This is a genomic window from Roseivirga seohaensis (genome assembly GCF_001592945.1).
GTDB lineage: Bacteria > Bacteroidota > Bacteroidia > Cytophagales > Cyclobacteriaceae > Roseivirga > Roseivirga seohaensis.
The window spans coordinates 124,902-147,499 of the sequence record NZ_LRPB01000034.1 but is presented as its reverse complement, the minus strand read 5'-3'; the positions used below and the strand labels follow the sequence as shown (position 1 = coordinate 147,499).

The following is a 22,598-nucleotide window of genomic DNA, read 5'->3' as shown; positions in this document are numbered from 1 at the left end:
GTTACGAGATTTGTACAGCATGTGGTGTGAGAGGCGCACCGTGGGCTTATGGCTCACAGCCGTCTACTCGATTGTATGCCGTGCCATTTTTCCTTTTGAAACACAAACCTTTCTGTTTACCACTGTGGGTTGGGCAGACATACTCTTTGACAAGTTTTGGCTCGTGTGTTTGGCTTTTGAGCGACTTGGCAATGTGTATGGCTGAGAAGGGCTGGCATGTCAATTAGATATCTTTAATGATCTTTAAGAAATCTTCCAGTTTATATGCTCCATCAACAGTGCGTCTTTCGTAGACCATAAAATAGCGATAGTCGTTCCCCGCCTTACTTGCCCATAATGCACCCAATCTTATTTTTTGTTCGGCATCTAGATGATCACCTTTTGTTTCCAGTACTATTGTTTTTCCACTTTTGGTTTGAATCACAAAATCAGGGTAATGATTTATAAAGCCATTTATGCGAAATCCTTTTCGGTCAGTGTTTCGTGACCAAAAGGAAATATTGTTCATGTTGCCAATTTCATTGATTACACGCTCTTCAAATCCATTCATTTTTCCTTCTTTTTCATAGAGGGATTTTGTGATGTCCTTTGCCGTTTCTCCTGGTGAAATACTTTTGGGTAAGGTATAAGAAGGCTTAATGAATACTTTATCAGTATCTAAAAAGTCTTTGAATTTTTGTTCTGCATAAGCTTCGGATAGAGAGGTGATTTTTCTTTTTATCTTATCCTTATAAGTGTATTCATTATTGCGAAAGTCGGCAAATTGCTCGTCTGTGAAATCTTCTAAAATTCGATTGATATACCGTTCAATTTCTTTATCAGGTAATGGGTACATGTTGCCAATCAAATCCATAAGCCTTTTGGTTAGATTCTTAACCCTGCTTTCTTTTCTTGAAGGATCAAGAATGTAGGTCATAACGCTTTCTTTCACGCCTCCATCTAATCGAACAAAAGTTGGTGTGTGTTCTTTTTTGGTTTCGTCCAAATCAACTTTGTATAGTTCAGAAGTGATACTATCAAATGCGATGTTGGTATCTGATTTACTCAATGCAAAACCTTCCAGCAGGTTTTCCTTTTCTAAAGGCAGCTCTTTTTCTCCTGAACTGAATAAATCGTTGGAAGGCACTTTAAGATAAAATTGAGGAAGGTTTACTTTCTCTGCTTCGTCCTTAAAGACTTCCTTTATTGTATAAGTCTTCACAAGTTTTTGGATTTCGTTTGGTAAAACTGGAATATTACTAGATTCCATTTCTGAAACTGTTTTTTCAAAAGCTTCATTTTGTTCCAATGCAGTAGTTTCTATTTCTGAAACCGACTCATCTATTGAATCATCGTCTGAAATAGAAATTCTAGATGTATCAATATCAAGGGTAAAATCATCATCTGTTTCTTGATCTCCTTGAGTTTCACCAACAGCTGGAATCAAAGTGAGCTGTTGTAGTGGGTCAATCGGTTTTTGCGTTTCAAAGGAACTAGAATCTGCTAGTTTATAATCCTTATCACTAAACCCTGCTTTGTTCAATCCTTTTACAATATTGTCTAAGGTGTCTAAGAATCTGGAAGAAGCGGTTAATACATAGCTTACATTAAGCAATGGAAAATTATGCTTCATTACATAGGGTTGTCTCAATACACGACCCAATATTTGCTCTACATCTACAGCAGAGCTTTTATCCGCTAATGAAGCCAATATGTAGGCAAAAGGACAATCCCAACCTTCTTTCAGTGCGTTTACTGTGATGATATATCGCACTTCGCATTCCCGACTCATTAAATCAATGTTTTTTAACTCGTTGAGATTGGCAGTTTTAATTTTGATTTGCTCTTCGGGTATTTTTAGCTCGATGAGTTTTTCTTTTAGTTTTTCAAAAGTGGTATTGTCATCTGCATTGCGGGGTTGAGCTTGAAAGAGAACGATTGGACGAATATATTTCCCTCCATTCTTTTCTTCCTCTAAAGCTTGTTTCTCCAATCTTCTTTGCAATTGAAGTGACGAGTTGATTACCTCTGTTTTGTCTTGATGATTATAGACAATCACAGGCAGCTTTACCATGTTCTCTTTTTTGAGTTCCATAGCATCAATAAAGCTGATGATGTTACTGTTCTTGCGTGGTGTTGCGGTAAGGTCGAGAATGAAACACGGATTGATTTCTTTGAGCATATCTACACTCAAATCACTTTCTGCATTGTGACTCTCATCTACAATTACGATTGGGTTAAGGTGTTTTATGACAGCTCCTAAAGTGATCTCTTCGTTTTTATCCAATAGGTTTTCGAACGATTGCAGGTTACCATTTTCCTGAAATACTTTTCTATCTTCTTTGTTTTTGGCTTTTAAACTGTCGAAGCTAAAAACCATGATGTTTAACTGCTCCTTTACCGAAGTGGCATTAAATCCACTTCCTTGTAATAGGGTTGCCTTATCAAAAACTTCTACTTTGTTGCCGAACTGAGAATTGATTTTTTGGCGATAGGGATGTGAAGGGTCTTTTAGGTTTTTGATAGTTTGTTCCAGAATAGTAATAGAAGGTACTAACCAAACTACTGCTTTAGGCTTGTCATAGTTAAAGGCATCAAAAATAGTTTTGATGGCATTGCAGGCAATAAATGTTTTACCACCCGCTGTTGGCACTTTCAAACAAATATGCGGTACACGAGGCACATTATTTTTGTAAGGCTCAATGGCTGTTCCTGAGTACGGGAAAAGTGGCGTTTTTGGGTGTTCTGACCAAAAATTATAGAAAGCTTCAGCCGTGTCTTTAGTTTCTTGTATTCGCTCTAGAAACAACGACAAATCATTGATTACTTCTTGTTGATAGGGCTTTAGTTCCATCTTTTTTATTTACGATTTACGATTGTGGATTTACGACTGTAGAATTTTGATTCACCTTGGATCGGCTGGTTTTGATCGAGGCTACTACTATGGACAGTATTTCATTGACTTCCTTTTTGAGTGCTTCAATTCTTCTTGCTTCCACCAGCCCGCCTTCTTCCAATATTTCCAACCAATAGATGGTTTCGTCTGCTTCCTCCTCCACGATCTTCAATTTATTGATAAAATCTGCCGTTGATTTTGCACGACAGGCTGCACGATAATTGGCTCCAACTGACGTAGAGCTACGCACAATCTGTTTGGCAATAGCCCACCCCGAAGGTTTATTGGGTAATTCATCAATCAAATGGATGACTTCCAAGCCTATCTGCTTCGTGCGTTTTTTAATTTGCTCTGTCATAATCTTTAAATCGTAATTCGTCAATCTAAAATCGTCAATCTTTAGTCTTCATTCTTTTCACCTGCTTGTCAAAGTCAGAGATAATCTTTTGCGTTTTATTGAACTCATCGTATTCACTGACTGCTTTTTTGTCGGCTTGTAGTTTGGTGATTCTCCCTTTTCCTGTGAGGACTTTATATTCATTAAAAGTCAAAAACTTGTTCACGCTTTCAGCCAAGCCTTCCATGGTAAAGGTGTTTTCTCTTTCAATCAGCCCTTCTATGTAATCGAAATATCCAGTAACTGTTCTTTCCAGTTGTTGAATCTCTTTTTCCTGTAAGTAGTTTTTGGCAATAATTACATCAGACTTTAGCACTCTGCCATCAGGGCTGTTCTTCCAAGTGGTGAGCCCCATGTTTTCTTTCTTGGCATTGGCAGAAAGATGAATGATTTCCGCTGCTGTTTTACCAGTAATGGCAAAATGAAACTTGTTTTGCACCATGGCATAGAAATTCTTGGTAATCTCCGATTTTGGGTCATAATCTATGCTGCACTCTGCAAAAATATCGGTGACCTGTTGATAGATTCTTCGTTCGCTGGCACGGATGGAACGAACCCTGCGGAGCAATTCCTTAAAGTAGTCTTTGCCAAAGGTGTTAGTGCCTTGTTTCAGTCGCTCATCATCCATCACAAACCCTTTGATGATGTACTCTTTTAAGGTTTGGGTAGCCCAAATTCTAAATTGAGTGCCTCTTTGTGACTTTACACGGTAGCCAACTGAAATGATTACATCTAAGTTGTAGAACTTTACAGGTTTATCAGAACCACTAATGTGCAAAATTTGCACATTGCTTTTTTCTTCGAGCTCGCCTTCACTAAAAACATTTCCTATGTGCTTGGTTATCACACTTCGTTCACGGTCAAAAAGCTGACTCATTTGTTCTTGTGTCAACCAAATAGTTTCATTTTCCAACAATACATTCAGCTTCACCTCACCTTCATTTGTGGTGTAGAGAATAAAATTGTTTTGTTTTGGCACTAAGTCACTCATAATTCCTTTTTTTCAGTTGTTTCCAAAATGGAAATAGCTTAATTCATTCCTTATCACTTAAAACTTGGTGATGTCTCTTGGTATCTTTTTAAATATGATGTGGTGTTTCACCATAAATGCTTTGGTCAGCAAACAATTATCTGCATAGATCACATATTGCTCTGCCTTGGTTTTCATACTTGCCAAAAAGCTATGATCCAAAGTAGTAACAGCTTCTGCTTCGTAATTGAAGTAATAGGACGTATCTATATGTTTACCCAGAAAATGAGGATTGTCTTCGTGCTTTTCCTCCACTAAAGATGTTTTTGTTTCCGTATACCACACATAGTTTCTAATTTTCGCCAGACCAACGGATTCGTTGAGGTTGCCCTCTTCGTCAAATAGTGGCTGACCGAGCTGGTAAAAGTCAAAACTACCACCTGTGCCTGCTACGGCTTTTTTGTCTTCACCATAGCCTTTGATGACCCGTTTTACACGCTCTGCGGTAATGGTCTCGGCATAGTCTTCCATCTCTATGCAGATAAATTGACGATTGCCACCATCTTGTTTGTTGAGGTTGAGCACGGCATGAGCGGTAGTGCCTGAACCTGCGAAGGAGTCTAGGATCAGGTCGTCTTTGTTGGTAGCGATTTGGAGGACTCTCTCGATTAAGCGTGACGGTTTTGGAGTATCGAAGGGAAACGAGCCATCATTAAATATCTGCTTCAAGACTTGCTTGGCTTCTTGATTGTCTCCTACTTCTTCTCTTAGCCAAAGGGTTAAAGGTACTGTGCCTGATTGAACATCTGTTACGAATTTTTTCAATGAAGGAACATTGCTTCCATTTGTTCCAAACCAAATTCTATTATCATCAACCAATTCTCGGAATTTGTCTTTGCTAACGCCCCAACATCTTCCATTTGGAGGATTAACAATTCTTCCAGAAGGAGTGGTTATTGGATAGTCAGCATTCTCATTATATGTCTTTACTGATAAGTCACTTGGTTTCCATGAGCCTCTTGGGTCATTGTCTACGTTTTTGTATCGTTTATTTTGAGCCTCGGTTCTTGGCAAAAGGTTTCTTTCCCATGCATTTTTGCTTTTCGAGTAGGTAATCACAAAATCATGCATATCTGAGAAGTATCGTGCATCATTCTGTGGGCTGTACTTCTTTTGCCAAATCACATTGTTTATAAAATTCCCTGCTCCAAAAATCTCGTCACATATCAATCGCAAATGTGCCTGTTCGTTATCGTCAAGCGAAATAAAAATTGCCCCATCGTCTGCTAATAGTTTGTGAAGGAGTTTTAGGCGTGGGTACATCATGCAGAGCCATTTGTCGTGGCGGCTCAGGTCTTCGCCTTCTTTACCCACTACCTTTTCAAGCCATTTTTTAATCTTGGGGTCGTTTACATTGTCGTTGTACACCCAGCCTTCGTTGCCAGTGTTGTAAGGAGGGTCTATATAGATGCACTTTATTTTACCCTCATACTCAGGGAGCAGGGCTTTGAGGGCTTCTAGGTTATCGCCATGTATTATTTTGTTGCCACTTTGGGTTTCTGTTTTGGTTTGTTTGCCATTATCAAAACCATAGCTATGTTCCAGCACCTTAAAAGGCACATCCATGTGGTGGTTAATTACTTTTTCTTTTCCTATCCAGTGTAGTGTGGGCATGGCTATTTACTGTCTTTGTTTGGTTCTACAATGATTTCCTTCTCATAATTTTTAAGAATGGAATTTGATTTATATAGCACTCTTCCGCACGGGATTTTTTTACTAGAGTCACTTAAATGTGTATGCTGATCGTCAAAAAAGATATGAGCTCCGAAAGCTTCTAATACTTTCTCTTTGGGTAGTCCACCCATAAAATATGCTTCATCCACGTATACATTCCAATGTCTTAAGGTTTTAATAACCCTCATATGACTTGGTGCATTTCGTGCTGTTACAATTGCTATACGCAATGGTGATAGTTCTTTGTCAATAGGCAGGAAATCTTGAATATCTGACAATTTCCGAAGCAGTACCGCAAACGGACCATCATTTAAAGGAACATCTTCATTTTTCTTTTCATGCTTATGAAAGGCATTAATATCTTGTGTTTTATAAATGATTTCAGATTCCTCAGAAAAAACTACTGCATCCGCATCAAAAGCAAACTTTACTTTATCTGTTTCGGGTTCAAAATTTTTTGGTGGGTCGTATATTAAAGCAGTTGCACAGTTTGCGGTGTCTGCAAGTTTTTGAACATCACTTTCATCACGAGAAAGGAAAAGGTCAACATCAAAAGCATCTATAAATGGTGCAAGCGGTTCACCACCCGAAAACGCCCATCTTGTAATTGGAAGGTTGTAATGTTCGATTGCCTTTAAAACTCTTACGCCTGTTTCAGGGCTATTTCTTGACATAACCACAACTTCAACGATTGGGTTTTCAACGTGTGTATTGAGTTTTAGTAGTGCTTGCACAAGAGGAAATGCAGTTCCTTTTTCAAGTAGCTTATCTTCATTGGCCAGTTGAAAATCTCTAAATCCGCGAATATTTTTTTCTCTAAAGATTTGCTCTTCTTCTTCGAGATTGAAAAGTGCTCTTGAAGAAACACCTACTACCAATATTTTTGAAAAATCAACTGGCATTTAATTTTCTTTATTTGATACAATTAATTCTCTTACATCAATATCCAAAATAACGGCAATCTCATGGAGTACTTCCAGTCTTGGTTGCTGTCGATTTTGTACATATCCGTTCACCATGTTGTAACTCTTTCCAAGTTTTTCAGCCAACCAAGTCTGTTTAATCCCTTTCTGTTCGAGTACTTCCTTTATTCGGTTCATGTCCGTCTAAAATTATCGAGACAAGATAGTATTTTAATATTAATTATCTCGTTTTTCAATATAAAAATAGTTCGAATTATTATCGTCTACCGAGCGTGGGGAGATTTTAGCTCTTTTGGTTTTTTGGGGTTGGCAAAGAGCGTTGGCAAAAACCAAATGTGCTAAAATGTGCGGTGGGTTTTCGCTTACCGCATGGCATACAACATGTCTGTATACTCAACTAGTTGCGTATATATCCCATGTAAGATATTAAAACTTCCTTATTGCACACGCCACATAGGTGGCTTATTGTAGAAGAAGACTTTGACCGAGTGTATTTTGGGTGATTTCAATTTTATGGTTAAACTCGAAATTCATAATGAATAGCGTTGGTTCATAAAGTGATCCTTTAATTTCCGAATGATTTGTCTTAAATAGTAAGTTAATTCACGCTTATGAAAATAATTGAATGCCCAAGGGATGCCATGCAGGGTCTCCATGATTTTATACCTACAGCAACCAAAGCGGCTTACATCAATCAACTGCTCAAAGTTGGTTTCGATACCATCGACTTTGGGAGTTTCGTTTCGCCTAAAGCCATTCCGCAATTACGCGATACGGCTGAAGTTTTAAGTCGTCTTGATTTGTCAAATACCAAGTCGAAATTACTCGCCATTATCGCCAACACAAGAGGGGCAGAGGACGCTGTGAATTTCGAAGAAATCACCTACTTAGGATTTCCACTTTCCATTTCGGAACAGTTTCAAATGCGGAACACAAACAAGTCCATTGCTGAAGCTTTGGTGCAGTTAGAAGCCATCCAAAATCTCTGCATCAAACACAACAAAAAACTGGTGACTTACATTTCTATGGGCTTCGGTAACCCTTATGGCGAAACCTTTAATGCTGAAATTGTAGCTGAGTTTGTGGAAAAGCTTGCTCAATTAAAAGTTGAAATTATAAGTTTATCTGATACGATAGGAGTAGCTGAACCACAGGTGATTAAAGATGTTTTTAAAAATAGCATAACCGCTTATCCAACTACGGAAATAGGGGCGCATTTCCATTCTACACCCCAGAAGATTGTTGAGAAAGTAAGCTCGGCTTACGAGGCTGGTTGTCGTAGATTCGACACGGCCATGAAAGGCTTTGGCGGTTGCCCAATGGCTACCGATGCACTCACGGGTAATATCGATACTGAAGTTTTGGTCCGTTATTTTGATGAGCAAAAAGTGGAGTTAGGCTTAGATCGAAAGGCTTTCTCAGAAGCCATGTTGATGGCCAGTGAAGTGTTTCCAGCTTAGCATAAATTTTTAATAAATTGATGAAGTATTCAAGCTTGATATATTCGAAAATGATCCGCAATATTTTTTTATTAACCAGTTTATTTCTGGCCTCTTTTTCTTCAATGGCTCGGCAAACTGACTTTCAGGTAAAGGAGAAAACGCCTGTAAAGGTTGAAAGCATTTTCAATAAATTAGTTGATGGAAAACCTGAAGATGTTGGGATCAATTCAGCTGCTCTTGAGGCTGGAATTCAATCCATCATTCAGCAGGCTTTAGATTCTGCTGCCTTTCCGGGATGTCAACTATTGATTGCCAAGGATGGTATTGTGTTCTATGAAAAATCATTTGGCTACCATACTTACGATAAGAATATAGAAGTCAAAAACAGCGATATCTATGATTTGGCTTCGGTAACGAAAACTACCGCAGCTACTTTGGCGCTTATGAAGCTTCACGATGAAGGGAAGTTCAGTTTGGAAGAAACCTTCGGACATTACTTTCCCAAAATAGCTACTGGTGATAAAGCTGATTTGCCAATACGGGATGTTCTGGCGCATCAGGCCGGATTAAAAGCATGGATTCCCTATTGGTCTGAGGTGCAGCGCAAGAATGGTAAATACAAATGGAATACAGTGAAATCGGATTCCTCAAGAAGATTTCCATATCGCATTTCTGAAACAGGCCTTTTTCTACACAAGGATTTTAAAGAGAAGAAGATTTATAAAATGATTAAACGCTCGAAAGTGAGCGATGACAAGAGCTATCTCTATTCTGGTTTGCCCTTTTATTTATTTCCCGAACTGGTAGAAAGGGAGACTGGTGAAGCATTTGACGAATTCTTGAATAATAACTTCTATAAGCCCTTAGGAGCAGAAACATTAGGTTTTAAGCCCAAAGAAAGGTTTTCCTTAGATCGAATTGTACCTACCGAGGTAGATGACTTTTTCAGAATGGAAGCATTGCATGGAGATGTGCATGACGAGGGAGCTGCCATGATGTTGGGGGTGTCGGGCAATGCTGGCTTATTCTCTAATGCCAGAGATTTGGCCAAAGTATACCAAATGCTCTTGAATGGGGGAGTTTACGATGGAAAGGAATACTTGAGTGCAGCCACTATTAAAGAGTTTACTGATTGTCAGTTTTGCGAAACCGGAAACCGCAGAGGTTTAGGCTTCGATAAGCCATTGATTGATTACAGTTTCTCGGCTTCTAGCGTAGCGCAACACGCTAACTCAGCAAGTTTTGGACATACAGGCTATACAGGAACTTTCGTTTGGGCAGACCCTGCCACTGGGCTTTTATTTGTCTTTCTTTCTAACAGAGTTAATCCTACAAGAAACAACAGCAAAATCTATCAATTGAATGTGCGTCCGAATATTCACAACTTGGTGTATAACCTGTTAGAGGAGGGAAGCTACGGCTTAGGGCAGCGGTAATTGAGTTTTATGTGAACCGCAAAGAACGCTAAGGGTCGCAAAGTATGAATTAGGATCGTCACTGCGAGGCGTAGGCCATGCGTTAGCAATGGTCTACAACGCGGCAGTCTCAATGTAATCAAACCAACCTAAACTCTTTCCCTGGCAAAGGCTTAATGTAGCCAGCAAACTCCATTTGCAAGAGCAGAGAAGCCAATGTGCTCATGTTCAATTGACTTTGCCAGCTAAGTTTGTCAATGTGCATTTGTTGCCCGTTTTTTAGTAAAACCTCAACAATAGTCTTTTCATCACCTTGTAAATCCTTGTACTTTAATTCTGGATTCTTGGCTTGCGTACTTTCCTGAACATCCCAATTAAGCGCTTCCACTACATCTTGAAACGAGGTGAAAATGGCAGCCTTCATGTTTCTGATCAATAAATTACAGCCTTCGGAATAAGTGTTTCCAATTTCTCCAGGTACGGCAAAAACAGGTATGTCATAGCTGTCGGCAATATTTGCTGAAATTAGCGCACCTCCTTTTTTGGCCGCTTCCACTACAATCAGCGCATCCGACATGCCTGCAATTACCCTGTTTCTGGCAGGGAATAATCGAGGGTCGGCTTCTGTGCCAATGGGGTATTCGCTAACTAAACCACCGTTCTCTAGCATTTTAATAGCCGTATTTCTATTACCCGAAGGATAAATTTTATCTAAACCGCAGGCCATAGCTCCAATGGTTGGTAATTGCTGCTTCAAAGCGGATTCGTGTGCTTTTACATCAATGCCATAAGCCAAACCTGAAATGATAGAGGCGTTCTGTGGTTTTATTTGTGCTACAATGTCTTCTGTCATTTGTAAACCATACTTTGTCGCCCTGCGTGTTCCTACAATTCCAATAGTTCTGGGTGGATTTAGGTCTACTTTACCAACAGAATATAACAAAATAGGAGCGTCCGAAATGTTCATTAACCTTTTCGGGTAGTGCGCTTCTTTGTAGTAGTGTATTGAAATGCCCTTTTTGATGGAATCTTCAATGATCTTTTCTGCTTTTACCAGAAGCTCCTTTTGGTTTGGAATCAGTGCAGAAAGCTTTGGACCAACGCCCGGTATTTTTGAAAGTTTGCCCTTGGTAGCATTAAAAACCTGCTGAGGGGTAGAGAAATAGTTAATGAGTTGCCTTGATAGGGAAGGGCCAATTTTAGGAATAAGCGACAAGGCTACTTGGTGTAGCTTGTCTTGGTTCATGGCAGTTGGCTTTTCATTTCTTCTAAGAAACCACGGATTTTCTTCAAAGAAGTAATCATTTCAGCATCGGTGCTTATAGTTTCTTTATGGTTTTTAATATGCTCTTGCGCACCTTGTAGGGTATAACCCTTCTCCTTCACCAAATGATAAACCAGCTTGATCTTTTTTAAATCTTCTTGAGTGAATTTACGATTGCCTTTTTTGTTCTTTTTTGGACTAATAAAGGTGAACTGACTTTCCCAAAATCTAATCAATGAAGTAGCCACGCCTAGCTCTTTGGCTACTTCGCCAATTGTGAAGTATTTCTTTTCTATAGGTTTCTCTTTGTATGGCATATCAATGGGTTATGAATAGAAGTAAAAGAATTACTTTAAGCTAAACAAAAGGTCGTTATTTCAAATGTAAGGAATTTGAACTGAATATTTAAACCCAATTAAATATGAAATAGTGGCCTAAATTTAACGGTAAGAATATGAACCCAGCGACTGGTTTTCTATAGAAGAAAGTCTCAAAATCTCTTCATACTCAGCAGCATTCAAGTCTTTAAAGAAGTAGTTGACAGGGTCTTTAGCTACTCCGTTAATGTGTACTTCATAATGCAAATGAGGCGCAGTAGACTTTCCTGAGTTTCCAACATAACCGATGACTTCACCACGTTTCACCTTTTGTCCCGGGCGAACTGCAAAGCGGCTCATGTGTCCGTAAAGAGTTTCGTACCCAAAGCCATGATCAATAATGATGTGCTTGCCATAGCCAATTGTGCTCGATATAGTTTTAGAAACCACACCATCGCCAGTGGCATAAATAGGAGTGCCTTGTTCTGCAGAGAAGTCAGCTCCGTAGTGCATTCTTTTTACTTTAAAAATAGGATCGGTTCGGTAGCCAAAACCCGAAGAAAACCTTCTTAAGTCTTTATTTGAAACCGGCTGTATGGCAGGCATTGAAGAGTATAAACGTTCTTTATCCAAAGCAAGAGCCATAATCTCGTCATAAGACTTGGTTTGGATGTACATTTTCTTTTTAACGTTATCTATTTTCTCTAGCGCGCTCACCACCAGACTCTTATTTTCCATGTCGCTTTCAAGAAGCTCACGGTAACGTAAAGCCCCGCCAGAACCTGCTTCTCTTACTGTTTCAGGAATAGGTTCAGCTTCAAAAACCACGCGGTAAACATTATCATCTTTCTCTTGAAGTACATCTAGCATGGCATCCATTCCGTCTACCTGATCTTTCATCAGGTCATAATAGAGTTTCAGTTCGCTATTTTCTTCTTTTAAAGCAGCCTCTTTTGGGGAATCGAAATATTGACCGAGTACTACAATAATGCCCACAGAGAGCATTAGAGCTAAAGATAAGAAGCCGAGTGCGTTAATGACTACATCGCGCTTTTTGACCTTTATGCGCTCGTATTTACATGTCTCGGTGTCGTAGTAATATTTTATTTTTGACATTAAGAATCCTTTTTGAAATTCTCCTAATTTTGTGCCCTTACAGTTGGAAACACAAAGTTTCCTGCAAAGGTACTAAAATTAAGCTTTAGCTTAAACGCAAATAATTCATCTGAGATGCAATCCAAAGAAATTAGATCGAAATTTATCGAATTTTTCAAGTCAAAATCGCACCAATTTGTGCCTTCAGCGCCTTTGGTGATCAAAAATGATCCAACCTTGATGTTTACCAACGCGGGGATGAATCAGTTCAAAGACCTTTTCTTAGGCAACTCAAAGGCTGATTATAACCGTGCGGCCAATAGTCAGAAGTGTTTGCGTGTATCTGGAAAACACAACGATTTGGAGGAAGTAGGAATTGATACCTATCACCACACCATGTTCGAAATGCTGGGGAACTGGTCGTTTGGAGACTACTTTAAGAAGGATGCCATTACTTGGGCTTGGGAATTATTGACCGAAGTTTACAGTCTGCCAAAAGATAGATTGTACGTTACCGTTTTTGAAGGTGATAAATCTGAAGACCTTGATTTTGACCAAGAAGCATTCGATTTATGGAAGCAATACATAGATGGAGCCCGCATTTTGGGTGGAAATAAGAAAGATAACTTCTGGGAAATGGGAGATACAGGGCCATGTGGGCCTTGTTCCGAAATTCATATCGACCTTAGGTCAGAAGAAGAAATAGCTAAAACACCAGGAAAAGACCTTGTAAACAATGACCATCCGCAAGTGGTGGAAATTTGGAACTTGGTTTTTATGCAATACGATAGAAAGGCTGATGGACATTTAGAAAGCCTTCCTGCGCAGCATATCGACACTGGAATGGGCTTTGAGCGCCTGTCAATGGCTTTGCAGCAGAAGGAATCTACCTATGACACAGACGTATTTACTCCACTGATCAATTATATCGCTAAGCAATCTGGAATTGCATATGGCACTTCTGAAAAAACAGACATTGCCATTAGGGTAATTGTAGACCATATTCGCGCAATTTCCTTTGCTATTGCCGATGGTCAGTTGCCTTCAAACAACAAGGCGGGGTATGTAATCCGAAGAATCTTGAGAAGGGCTGTGCGTTACGGTTACACTTTCCTCAATTTTAAAGAGCCTTTCTTATACGGCTTGTTGCCAATTTTGGCAGAACAATTCGCTGGCGTTTTCGATGAACTTGTAAGTCAGCAAGAGTTTATTGCTAAGGTGATTAAAGAAGAAGAGGCTTCGTTCCTCAGAACGCTTGAAAATGGCCTTAAGCGATTAGATCAAGTTCAGGCCAACATGAAAGCCGAAGGTGCTGATGTCATTGACGGCAAAATAGTTTTTGAACTTTACGATACTTTCGGGTTCCCTGTAGATTTAACAGGCTTGATTGCAAGAGAAAACGGCTTGAGTATTGACGAGAAAGGCTTTACAGAAGCTATGGCGGTGCAAAAACAACGTTCAAAAGCAGACGCAGCCCAAGTAAAAGGAGATTGGATTCAAGTGTCGGAAGAAGAAACTTCTGAGTTTGTAGGCTACGATGAAGTAGCTGTAAAAACCAGCATCATCAAATATCGCGAAATCAAAGAAAAGAAAGGAACGGTTTATCAATTGGTGCTAGACCAAACGCCTTTTTATGGCGAAAGTGGAGGTCAAGTAGGAGACAAGGGAGTGTTGAAGAATGAGACCGAAACCATCAAAGTGTTAGACACACAGAAAGAAAACGACCTGATTGTTCACTTTGTAGATCGTATTCCGACTCAGCCCCAAGCTGACTTTGAAGCCGTTATAGATGCTTCAAGAAGGGAGTTGATTAAGAACAATCACTCTGCCACTCACTTATTGCATTCTGCTTTGCGTCAAGTACTTGGCGATCATGTGCAGCAAAAAGGATCCTTGGTTTCAGATAAGATATTGCGCTTCGATTTCTCGCATTTTGCTAAAGTAGAGCCAGCGCAAATCGAAGAAATTGAAAGAATTGTAAACGACCATATTCGTCAGAATATCAAGTTGAACGAGCAAAGGAATGTGCCTATTGAAGAAGCTAAGAAATTAGGTGCAACAGCCCTTTTTGGTGAAAAATACGGTGAGTTTGTACGTGTCATCACCTTCGACCCAAGTTATTCTGTAGAACTATGCGGAGGAACTCACGTGGCTGCAACAGGCCAAATAGGCATGTTTAAAATTACTTCGGAAGGAGCTGTAGCGGCAGGTGTGCGCAGAATTGAGGCGTTATCTGGCCCTAAGGCTTTCGATTTGGTTCAGGAGCAAGATAAGCTGCTGAAGGAAATCAAGGAAATGCTGAAAAGCCCTAACGATGTGGCCAAGGCCATTTCTTCTCTCATGGAAGAAAGACAAAAGCTAAACAAGGAATTAGAAACTTTACATGCCAAGCAATCTGGTCAATTGAAAGAGGAATTGGTGAAGAAGATAATGGCCGAAAAGGGACTCAATGTGATTATTGAAAAAATCACGGTTCCGAATGCCGATGCCTTGAAAAAAATCTCTTTCGAACTAAGAAACGAAGTAGAAAACCTATTTGCTGTTTTGGCGGCTAATGTGGGTGGAAGTCCGCAAATTGCGATTGTGCTTTCCGACAATGTGGTAAAAGAAAAAGGCTTGAGCGCTGGTGTAATGATCAGAGATTTAGCAAAAGCCATCAAAGGTGGAGGAGGCGGGCAGCCTTTCTTTGCGACTGCTGGTGGAAAAGACTTGTCTGGTTTGGACCATGTAATTACCGAAGCCAAAGCAAAACTTGCCGGTCTTGAGTAGTATTCAAGAAAAACTATATCAATCAGGTTATAAGTCGGTTATAGGGCTTGAGGTTCATGTTCAGTTGAATACTGAATCGAAGATTTTTTCTTCCGATCCAAACGACTTTGGTGCTGAACCCAACACCCATGTAAGTGTGGTTTCTTTGGCGCACCCAGGTACTTTACCTGTGTTGAACGAGGCTGTTTTAGAAAAGGCGATTAAGATGGGATTGGCTTGTCAATCTCAAATTACCGAAGTGAATCACTTCGCCCGAAAGCATTATTTTTACCCAGATTCCCCGAAGGGTTTTCAAACCACCCAAGACAAAACGCCCATTTGCGTAGGAGGGAAGATTGAGTTGTTTGGGGAACAATTGGAAAAGCCATTCGTGCAATTGCATCACATTCATTTAGAAGATGATGCGGGGAAGTCCATTCATGATGAAGGCCCAGACACGCTAATCGACTTGAACAGAGCGGGCACACCACTGATTGAAATCGTAACCGATCCCGACATGAGTCTTTCTGAGGAAGCTGCGGCTTGTCTTCAGGAAATAAGACGTTTAGTGCGTTATCTCAACATCAGTTCTGGAAATATGGAGGATGGAGAATTGCGTTGCGATGCCAACATTTCCATTATGCCGATCGATGCCAAGGAGTTCGGAAACAAAGTGGAGGTCAAAAATATGAACTCCATTAGCAATGTAAAGCGAGCGATTGACCATGAGCTTGAAAGGCAATTAGAAATGGCCTTAAAAGGCGAGGCTATTGCTGTTGAAACCAGAACCTTCGACCCAGTAACAGGCACTACAGCTGGCATGCGCTTTAAGGAGACTATGAACGATTATCGTTACTTTCCATGCCCTGATTTGGCTCCTGCAATTGTTACAAAGGAGATTCTCGATGAAATCACCTCAGAAATGCCAGTGCTTCCTTCCGTACTAAGAAGAAAGTTTACAGAAGTTTATGGTTTGGCCGCCTACGATGTGCTTTTGCTAACAGAAGAAGCCGAAACCGCTTATTACTTTGACGCGTTATGCAATGGAAACACAGCATATAAAGCGGCTGCCAACTGGATGAATGGCCCAATAAAAGGCCTATTGAACGAAAAAGGAATTGAACTTTCCCAAACCAATTTGACGGTTGAGCGACTTAGTGGCTTGATTAATTTGGTGGAAAGTAACCAAGTAAGCTTTTCTATCGCCTCTCAGCGTATCTTGCCGAGGCTTTTAGAAGAAGAAACCACGGCCATGGAACTAGCTCAGTCGCTTGATTTGTTGATGGTGGCTGATAGTGATGAGTTGTTAGACTTGATCAAAGAAGTCTTACTATCTTTGCCCGAAAAGGTGAAAGCCTACCAAAGCGGGAAAAAGGGTTTACTTGGGCTGTTTATGGGCGAAGTAATGAAGAAAAGTGGGGGCAAAGCAGATCCTAAAAAGTTGAAACAATTGTTAGAAAAGGAACTTTCATAAGTATGAAATTGAAGAAAAATATTGCGATTGTATTGGTGTTATTGATCATCAGTGCTTGTTCGGCTTCCAAAAATGATGGAACTGTAAAAGTATCGGGTGTGATTAAAAACCCGATTCCGCAAGGAGAAATCATTTTAGAAAAGTTTGAAGTAGGTCAAGTGGTGCCTGTAAAAACGGTTAATGCAGATACTGACGGAAATTTCGAAATAGAAACCGAAGTAACTGAGCCAGGTTTTTACCGCATCAATGTATATGGCCAGCAGTTTGAAATTCTAGTGTTGGATAAAGAAGATATTACCATTACTGCCGATGGCCAAGGCGGACAGATGATTGAAGCTAAAGGTTCAGAAGACCTGAAACATCTAGCTCAAGTACAGGATTATATGGAGCAATATTCTTATGTAGTACGTGACTTTAACGAGCGTTACAGCAAAGCACAACAGTCGGGTGATAACCTTAAAATGGAAGAGCTTGTTGAAGAAGGAACCGCTTTAGAAGCTGGAAAAGTGAAAAAACTGAAGGCCATGGCTTGGGAAATGGATGGTTCAATTGTGCCTTTAATGGTTACGGATTATTTTCCAGACAAATCAGAAGAGTATAAATTTTTAGATAGCCTTGGGCAGAAATTGCAGAAAGAATTGCCAGGTTCAAGTCAGGTGGAAATGTTTGTGAATAACTTGGCTTACTTTAAACCCGCAGTACAAATGGGTGATGTTGCGCCAGATATTTCATTACCTAACCCTGATGGTACAACCATGAGTCTTTCTGATTTAAGAGGAAAGTACGTTTTGCTCGATTTCTGGGCAGGCTGGTGTGGCCCTTGCCGCAAGGAAAACCCAAATGTGGTGGCCATGTACAATAAGTACAACAAAGATGGATTTGAGGTATTTAGTGTATCCTTAGATAGAACCAGAGACAAGTGGTTGTCTGCCATTGCCGAAGATGGTTTAGTATGGCCTACGCACGTTTCTGACCTTAAGTACTTCCAATCAGAAGCTGCCATGACCTACAAAGTGAATGCGATTCCTTTTGCATTGCTTTTAGACCCTGAAGGCCGCGTAATTGGCAAAAACCTAAGAGGTAGAGCACTCCAAAACAAGCTTGCGAGCATATTTGAGTAAATAGACTTCTCTTATTAAAAGAAAATATCAAAACCAGTTTTCCCGAATATAGGGAAGGCTGGTTTTTTAGTTTGGATGAATAACTTGAAAGTATTATGAAGAAGTTGTCCGTTGCAGTATTAATGATTTGCTCGTTTGGCTGCCAGAAAAGTTCAAGATTCGATTATTTAGACTCAAATACTGAGCTTTTGACCGGAACTTTTGAACTTATTTTTAAGAGCCTTCTAGATACTATTCCTAATGAAAAATCTATTTTTTTTGTTGATACATTATCATTGGAGTCAGATGTTCATAAAGTAGGTATATCTGAATGGATTGAAGGTTTGCCAGAAAGGTGGCCTAAAAATGAGCTTCTTGATTTGGTGGAAGGGTTTACTCTTAACACGGAGAATATTTTGATTGATGAGTTGACACTGCCATACAAATTTATAGACAATCCTAAAGAGATAAATAACCTGAGCCTTGCTGATCAAATTAGAAATTTCGGCACCATTAGACTGTCAAATTTTGTATACAATGAATCAAAAACTAAGGTTGTTTTTTTCTTTATATGCTATTGTGGAAACTCCTGTAGTAAAGGAGGTTTGATTTACGTTAATCGGTCTTCGAGTCGTGTAGACTGGGAAAACGTAGAAGTATTGGATGTTTGGGGTTCTTAACTTCACTCAGTTCTTCTCCTTCGGGTGATTCACAAACAGAAAGATAAAGCACAGTGCGAAAACTATATAAAGCACGGTGAATACTACCATATATTCCCAATGCATGGTAATGGTAGAGAGCATTTTGAGCAAGGCAAAAGCACCTACTACAAAGTGCATAAGATTGCCCATGGCCACGGGTTTGCCATAAATGCCACCCATTAAATTATCCTTCGCCATCCAGTTCAGCATGGCAAAACCTAGGTAAAGTGCACCCAATAATTGCGTGGCAAGTTCCGTGTATTGGTCTGAACCCATATTTAAAAAGACAGCAACCTCTTGTGGCATAAATGTAAGTGTGACTCCTATAAGGCCTAAAAATAGGGCCGTGATCATCATAAGTATTTTTGTGTTCATCTGCTTGTGTATAGGGTTTAGGATAAAGGTACTCGCTTTTAGCTAAGGAGGCGCTAAAATCCATCGAACGGATTAAATCAGCTGGGAATAGTATCCTCAACTGGTCGTTGCGTCTCGCTGCGACCTAACTAGCATTAACAGCCAAGCCCATTTTCCAAACTTTTTAGAAAGGCTAATCTCACCGAAATTTGTTAGTCTTCTGCCACTCAAATCATTTTACTTCATAGGCCAAAAGAAATCATCTAGTTTAGTACTAGACCTTAAAAATCAATTATGAAAAAACAATGGAAACCATTACTACTCGCAGCATTTTTTGTCCTCGCTGCGTGTGAGCCTAAACAAAAAGAGGTAGGAGATATGACCGAAGCCGAACTAACAGAATATGCGAAAGGAATTCACGAGCGTGTGATTACCCTCGATACGCATGATGACATCAATACTTCAAATTTTACCGCTGAAAGGAACTATACACAAAGACTTTCTACTCAAGTAAACCTTCCTAAAATGGAAGAAGGAGGGCTGGATGTAGCTTGGTTCATCGTTTACACTGGTCAAGGAGAATTGACGGAAGAAGGTTACGCTAAAGCTTATGAGAATGCTGATGATAAGTTTAATGCAATTCACAGGCTAACAGAAGAAATTGCGCCAGATAAAATTGGCTTGGCCCTTACTTCTGACGATGTAAGAAGCATTGTAGCTTCTGGAAGAAAAGTAGCCATGATTGGTATTGAGAATGGTTACCCAATTGGTACCGATATTTCTAGAGTGAAAGAATTCTACGACAGAGGTGCACGCTATATGTCTTTGGCACATAACGGACACAGCCAATTGAGCGACTCGAATACAGGGGAGCGCGATAGCGTTTGGTTACACAATGGCTTGAGCGATTTAGGCCGTGAAGTAATTGCAGAAATGAACAAATGGGGAATCATGATTGATATTTCGCACCCTTCAAAGGCAGCGAATATGGAAATGATGAAGCTATCAAAAGCACCTGTAATTGCTTCGCACTCGTCTGCGCGAGCATTGAACGATGTAAGCCGTAACCTAGACGATGAACAATTGATGATGTTGAAAGAAAATGGTGGTGTTGTTCAAACAGTAGCCTTTAGAAGCTACTTAAACACAGATAAAAATAGCGCTAATAGACAGAAGTCTAATGAAGTGAATGCAAGAATAGCTGAGAGAGAGAATTTTGAGATAAAGCCGGGAGGTATGTTTAGAGCAATGACTGGCGGTGCGCAATCGGATTACTTAGAGGCTTACAGAGCTTTCCAAGAAAAGCATAGTGCTGAAATAACTGAAGCCATAAATGCAGAAGCTCCTCCAGTAGACGTTTCTGATTTTGTAGATCATATTGACTACTTGGTAAATAAAATTGGTTTAGAGCACGTTGGAATCAGTTCTGATTTTGATGGTGGTGGTGGAGTTGAAGGCTGGAACGATGCTTCTGAAACTTTCAATGTAACCTTAGAATTAGTGCGCAGAGGTTATACCGAAGAGCAAATCGGAATGCTTTGGAGCGGAAACTTACTTCGCGTTTTAGACGAAGTGCAAGCTGTAGCTAAGCAGATTCAAGGAAAATAAGAATCATTTTTGGTTTATAATTGTAAAGGGCAACTGTGAAAACGGTTGCTTTTTTTATGTTCTAGTGATTTTGGGATTACTTACCTTCCTTACCCTGCTCTAGGAGGGGATACTTTTACGGTTGTAATGGTGGATGTTTGCTTGAGTTAGGACGTAGATGCACTAAATAGATGATGAACTATTCTCCTCTACTTAGAGGGGTTGGGGGAGTGTTATTACCGTCCTGAAATAGGTTGACAAGTATCAATCCAGTCTCAAAAAATCAACTCAAAACTAGTTCCTTCGCTGCTCGATTTAACCGCAATACTGCCCTTGTGGAGCCCCATAACCTGACGAGAAAGAGAAAGACCAATGCCTGAACCGCTTTGCTTTGTGGTGTAGAAGGGTACAAAAATATTATCTAAAACCTCATCTGGAATTCCTGGGCCATTATCTCGAACAGACAGAATCACTTTATCCTGTTCGAGGCGAGTGCTCAATTGAATAGATTTATAAGGCTGATTCTTAATTGCTTCAATGGCGTTTTTCACCAGGTTGATCAGCACTTGATCTAAAAGGTTCGGATCGGCATTGACTTCATATATTGGGTCTACCTTTACTTTAAAGTCGATATTAGCTGCTTCTAAGTCGGGTTTAAATAAGCTTTTAATGCGATTGACCAAGGGGAGAAGCTGCACTGCGCTGAACTCAGGTTTTAATACTTTTGTGAGCTGATCGTATGTATTTACAAAATGAGCCAAGCCCTTGCTTCTGGCTTCAATGGTTTCCAGTCCACCCACAATATCCTGATAAGCTTCTGCCTCAGTTTGGCTGTTATTTTTGGCTTGCACCTCTGTTTTGAATACCTGAAGAATTACTTCTGAAAGCGTTGAAATAGGGATTACAGAATTCTTGATTTCATGTGTAAGTACACGAATAAGCCGCTGCCACGATTCTATTTCCTTTTCTTCCAGTTCGTTCTTAATGTCTTGAAAAGACACGAGTTTGTAGTCTTTGTTCTGAAGTTTGAACGTGGTGACTTGTACAGAAAGGTTGAGCAGCGTTCCCCCAACCTTAACTTTTACCAATTCTCTTTCGCCCGATTTAAGTTGCTCAACTTTGCTCGCAATTTCTTCAGATACTTTTGCCAAGGACGCCAGTGAACTAATATGGTCTTTCTGGAAAAGCTCCTTTGCAGCTTTGTTTGACAGGGTTACCTTATCGTCTTCATCAAAACAAAGTACTGCCACCCGAACATGCTCCACCACCGTTTGTAAATAGAGGTAATTCGATGCCTTTTCATTTCTAAGGTTTTTCATTACCTGATTGATTTCATGAAAAGCAAAATTCAGTTCATCGGTTTTTTCATAGGGAAATGAATTACTAAAATCATTCTGCTTTATGGACAGGAGAAAGTAAGTTAAATCCCGTCTGGAGCGCTCTACATAGCGAATAAGGCCGATTAATATAATTATAAGTGCTAGAAAGAGCCAGAAGGAAACCAGCCAAAAATGGGTTTGGGTAAGAATATAGAAGCCAGAATAGCCCAAAATCAGTAGGGCCAGAATACGCAGTACTACGTTTAATCGAAAGTACTTATACCTCATTCAGTTTCTTTTACTTGATAAAAAATAAGCAGTTTGAGTTTAGTTCGAAGCATTTTTGAACAGCCCCATCGAACTCCAAAGCGAATAACCATCGTAGCATCTTTTTCATAAGTGTAAAGCACTGTGGTAGCTTTAAAACCATCTATTTCGGTTTCTAAACTGTTCTTGTCACTTGAGCCAAAAACGTAACGTGTTTCTGGGTCGCGTACGTCAAAATAAGTAATACAGTCCGTTTTGGCTATTAAATACATTCTTACTGTAGTTCCAGCTTCTATGTTCAGCCTATAATCACCAGAGTTTTGAGTGCCTGCTACTTCGAAGTTGAGTGTGCCGAAATGTTTCCACTCATAATTTTCATCCGCTAACTGATTATCTTTAATTCTGTCGTGTATTTCTTCTAAGCTTCGCTGTCCCATTGTGTGGGAGCGAATTCCAATCAGACAGATTAAAATCAGAAGAGTACGCATATTTCTGAATAACAGACACATCTCAGTTAGATTCATGTATTATTCAACAGTCTGTAAATAAGTGTGTTGAATATGTTTTGTTAAATCAAACTCTAAAGAGAAGAGTGGGTGACTGAATGTTTAGGTTT

19 protein-coding genes are annotated in these 22,598 nt (G+C 39.8%); 7 read left to right on the top strand and 12 right to left on the bottom strand.

The genetic code is table 11. From position 1 onward, the window contains the following. Positions 1-223 precede the first annotated feature (223 nt). From AWW67_RS10735 to AWW67_RS10710, 6 genes are read right to left on the bottom strand one after another with little or no spacing between them, the layout of a single operon-like run. Positions 224-2,833, bottom strand: a complete 2,610-nt coding sequence (locus tag AWW67_RS10735) for a DEAD/DEAH box helicase (protein ID WP_062301713.1) — start codon at positions 2,831-2,833, stop codon at positions 224-226. Positions 2,834-2,849: 16 nt separating this feature from the next. After that, positions 2,850-3,233: a four helix bundle protein gene (locus tag AWW67_RS10730; RefSeq protein WP_062301712.1), complete on the bottom strand. Its 384-nt coding sequence runs from the start codon at positions 3,231-3,233 to the stop codon at positions 2,850-2,852. Positions 3,234-3,267: 34 nt separating this feature from the next. Further along, positions 3,268-4,263 carry a virulence RhuM family protein gene (locus AWW67_RS10725; RefSeq protein WP_089082037.1) on the bottom strand — a complete coding sequence of 332 codons (996 nt, stop codon included), beginning with the start codon at positions 4,261-4,263 and terminating at the stop codon, positions 3,268-3,270. A 57-nt stretch (positions 4,264-4,320) separates the two neighbouring features. After that, positions 4,321-5,916, bottom strand: a complete 1,596-nt coding sequence (locus AWW67_RS10720; protein WP_062301710.1) for a site-specific DNA-methyltransferase — start codon at positions 5,914-5,916, stop codon at positions 4,321-4,323. Positions 5,917-5,918: 2 nt separating this feature from the next. After that, positions 5,919-6,878 carry a 5'-nucleotidase gene (locus tag AWW67_RS10715; RefSeq protein WP_062301709.1) on the bottom strand — a complete coding sequence of 320 codons (960 nt, stop codon included), beginning with the start codon at positions 6,876-6,878 and terminating at the stop codon, positions 5,919-5,921. Beyond that, positions 6,879-7,076: a helix-turn-helix domain-containing protein gene (locus AWW67_RS10710; RefSeq protein ID WP_062301708.1), complete on the bottom strand. Its 198-nt coding sequence runs from the start codon at positions 7,074-7,076 to the stop codon at positions 6,879-6,881. Between the two features lie 434 nt (positions 7,077-7,510). On the opposite strand from AWW67_RS10710, the gene AWW67_RS10705 reads away from it, so the two are divergent. Next, the gene (locus AWW67_RS10705; RefSeq protein ID WP_062301706.1) at positions 7,511-8,359 is read left to right on the top strand and encodes a hydroxymethylglutaryl-CoA lyase; all 849 of its coding nucleotides are present in this window, start codon (positions 7,511-7,513) and stop codon (positions 8,357-8,359) included. A gap of 50 nt (positions 8,360-8,409) precedes the next feature. After that, entirely contained in the window at positions 8,410-9,777 is a 1,368-nt protein-coding gene (locus tag AWW67_RS10700; RefSeq protein WP_062301705.1) for a serine hydrolase domain-containing protein, read from the top strand. Between the two features lie 118 nt (positions 9,778-9,895). Here the strand turns inward: AWW67_RS10700 and dprA are convergent, their stop codons facing one another. The 3 genes from dprA to AWW67_RS10685 form a co-directional block, all read right to left on the bottom strand. Then, on the bottom strand, positions 9,896-11,002 hold the full coding sequence (dprA, locus tag AWW67_RS10695; protein WP_062301703.1) for a DNA-processing protein DprA: 1,107 nt from the start codon (positions 11,000-11,002) through the stop codon (positions 9,896-9,898). Next, the gene (locus tag AWW67_RS10690) at positions 10,999-11,337 is read right to left on the bottom strand and encodes a MerR family transcriptional regulator (RefSeq protein WP_053224189.1); all 339 of its coding nucleotides are present in this window, start codon (positions 11,335-11,337) and stop codon (positions 10,999-11,001) included. Before AWW67_RS10690 ends, dprA begins: the two co-directional genes overlap by 4 nt. 123 nt (positions 11,338-11,460) lie before the next feature. After that, the gene (locus AWW67_RS10685; protein WP_053224188.1) at positions 11,461-12,453 is read right to left on the bottom strand and encodes a M23 family metallopeptidase; all 993 of its coding nucleotides are present in this window, start codon (positions 12,451-12,453) and stop codon (positions 11,461-11,463) included. Positions 12,454-12,567: 114 nt separating this feature from the next. On the opposite strand from AWW67_RS10685, the gene alaS reads away from it, so the two are divergent. From alaS to AWW67_RS10665, 4 genes are all read left to right on the top strand, one after another. Continuing rightward, positions 12,568-15,201, top strand: a complete 2,634-nt coding sequence (gene alaS, locus AWW67_RS10680; RefSeq protein ID WP_062301702.1) for an alanine--tRNA ligase — start codon at positions 12,568-12,570, stop codon at positions 15,199-15,201. Further along, the gene (gene gatB / locus AWW67_RS10675) at positions 15,194-16,654 is read left to right on the top strand and encodes an Asp-tRNA(Asn)/Glu-tRNA(Gln) amidotransferase subunit GatB (RefSeq protein WP_260311416.1); all 1,461 of its coding nucleotides are present in this window, start codon (positions 15,194-15,196) and stop codon (positions 16,652-16,654) included. Before alaS ends, gatB begins: the two co-directional genes overlap by 8 nt. Before the next feature lie 2 nt (positions 16,655-16,656). Beyond that, on the top strand, positions 16,657-17,775 hold the full coding sequence (locus tag AWW67_RS10670) for a peroxiredoxin family protein (protein WP_062301700.1): 1,119 nt from the start codon (positions 16,657-16,659) through the stop codon (positions 17,773-17,775). A 95-nt stretch (positions 17,776-17,870) separates the two neighbouring features. Then, entirely contained in the window at positions 17,871-18,434 is a 564-nt protein-coding gene (locus AWW67_RS10665; RefSeq protein ID WP_062301699.1) for a hypothetical protein, read from the top strand. A gap of 6 nt (positions 18,435-18,440) precedes the next feature. Here AWW67_RS10665 and AWW67_RS10660 read toward each other — a convergent pair whose 3' ends face one another. Then, positions 18,441-18,830, bottom strand: coding sequence for a hypothetical protein (locus tag AWW67_RS10660; protein WP_062301698.1), 390 nt, complete (start codon positions 18,828-18,830; stop codon positions 18,441-18,443). A 273-nt stretch (positions 18,831-19,103) separates the two neighbouring features. On the opposite strand from AWW67_RS10660, the gene AWW67_RS10655 reads away from it, so the two are divergent. Further along, positions 19,104-20,417, top strand: coding sequence for a dipeptidase (locus AWW67_RS10655; protein WP_062301696.1), 1,314 nt, complete (start codon positions 19,104-19,106; stop codon positions 20,415-20,417). A gap of 254 nt (positions 20,418-20,671) precedes the next feature. Here the strand turns inward: AWW67_RS10655 and AWW67_RS10650 are convergent, their stop codons facing one another. Then, positions 20,672-22,003, bottom strand: coding sequence for a sensor histidine kinase (locus AWW67_RS10650; RefSeq protein WP_062301695.1), 1,332 nt, complete (start codon positions 22,001-22,003; stop codon positions 20,672-20,674). Next, positions 22,000-22,419: a hypothetical protein gene (locus tag AWW67_RS10645; RefSeq protein WP_062301694.1), complete on the bottom strand. Its 420-nt coding sequence runs from the start codon at positions 22,417-22,419 to the stop codon at positions 22,000-22,002. Before AWW67_RS10645 ends, AWW67_RS10650 begins: the two co-directional genes overlap by 4 nt. Positions 22,420-22,598: the final 179 nt, after the last annotated feature.

Excerpts from the sequence above, each read along its gene's own strand:
- AWW67_RS10725 (WP_089082037.1), bottom strand. The coding sequence starts at position 4,263 with ATGAGTGACTTAGTGCCAAAACAAAACAATTTTATTCTCTACACCACA.
- AWW67_RS10655 (WP_062301696.1), top strand. The coding sequence starts at position 19,104 with ATGAAAAAACAATGGAAACCATTACTACTCGCAGCATTTTTTGTCCTC.
- AWW67_RS10665 (WP_062301699.1), top strand. The coding sequence starts at position 17,871 with ATGAAGAAGTTGTCCGTTGCAGTATTAATGATTTGCTCGTTTGGCTGC.
- AWW67_RS10715 (WP_062301709.1), bottom strand. The coding sequence starts at position 6,878 with ATGCCAGTTGATTTTTCAAAAATATTGGTAGTAGGTGTTTCTTCAAGA.
- AWW67_RS10700 (WP_062301705.1), top strand. The coding sequence starts at position 8,410 with ATGATCCGCAATATTTTTTTATTAACCAGTTTATTTCTGGCCTCTTTT.
- alaS (WP_062301702.1), top strand. The coding sequence starts at position 12,568 with ATGCAATCCAAAGAAATTAGATCGAAATTTATCGAATTTTTCAAGTCA.
- AWW67_RS10660 (WP_062301698.1), bottom strand. The coding sequence starts at position 18,830 with ATGAACACAAAAATACTTATGATGATCACGGCCCTATTTTTAGGCCTT.
- AWW67_RS10735 (WP_062301713.1), bottom strand. The coding sequence starts at position 2,833 with ATGGAACTAAAGCCCTATCAACAAGAAGTAATCAATGATTTGTCGTTG.
- AWW67_RS10690 (WP_053224189.1), bottom strand. The coding sequence starts at position 11,337 with ATGCCATACAAAGAGAAACCTATAGAAAAGAAATACTTCACAATTGGC.
- AWW67_RS10645 (WP_062301694.1), bottom strand. The coding sequence starts at position 22,419 with ATGGGACAGCGAAGCTTAGAAGAAATACACGACAGAATTAAAGATAAT.
- AWW67_RS10730 (WP_062301712.1), bottom strand. The coding sequence starts at position 3,233 with ATGACAGAGCAAATTAAAAAACGCACGAAGCAGATAGGCTTGGAAGTC.
- AWW67_RS10670 (WP_062301700.1), top strand. The coding sequence starts at position 16,657 with ATGAAATTGAAGAAAAATATTGCGATTGTATTGGTGTTATTGATCATC.
- AWW67_RS10685 (WP_053224188.1), bottom strand. The coding sequence starts at position 12,453 with ATGTCAAAAATAAAATATTACTACGACACCGAGACATGTAAATACGAG.
- dprA (WP_062301703.1), bottom strand. The coding sequence starts at position 11,002 with ATGAACCAAGACAAGCTACACCAAGTAGCCTTGTCGCTTATTCCTAAA.
- AWW67_RS10720 (WP_062301710.1), bottom strand. The coding sequence starts at position 5,916 with ATGCCCACACTACACTGGATAGGAAAAGAAAAAGTAATTAACCACCAC.
- AWW67_RS10705 (WP_062301706.1), top strand. The coding sequence starts at position 7,511 with ATGAAAATAATTGAATGCCCAAGGGATGCCATGCAGGGTCTCCATGAT.
- AWW67_RS10710 (WP_062301708.1), bottom strand. The coding sequence starts at position 7,076 with ATGAACCGAATAAAGGAAGTACTCGAACAGAAAGGGATTAAACAGACT.
- AWW67_RS10650 (WP_062301695.1), bottom strand. The coding sequence starts at position 22,003 with ATGAGGTATAAGTACTTTCGATTAAACGTAGTACTGCGTATTCTGGCC.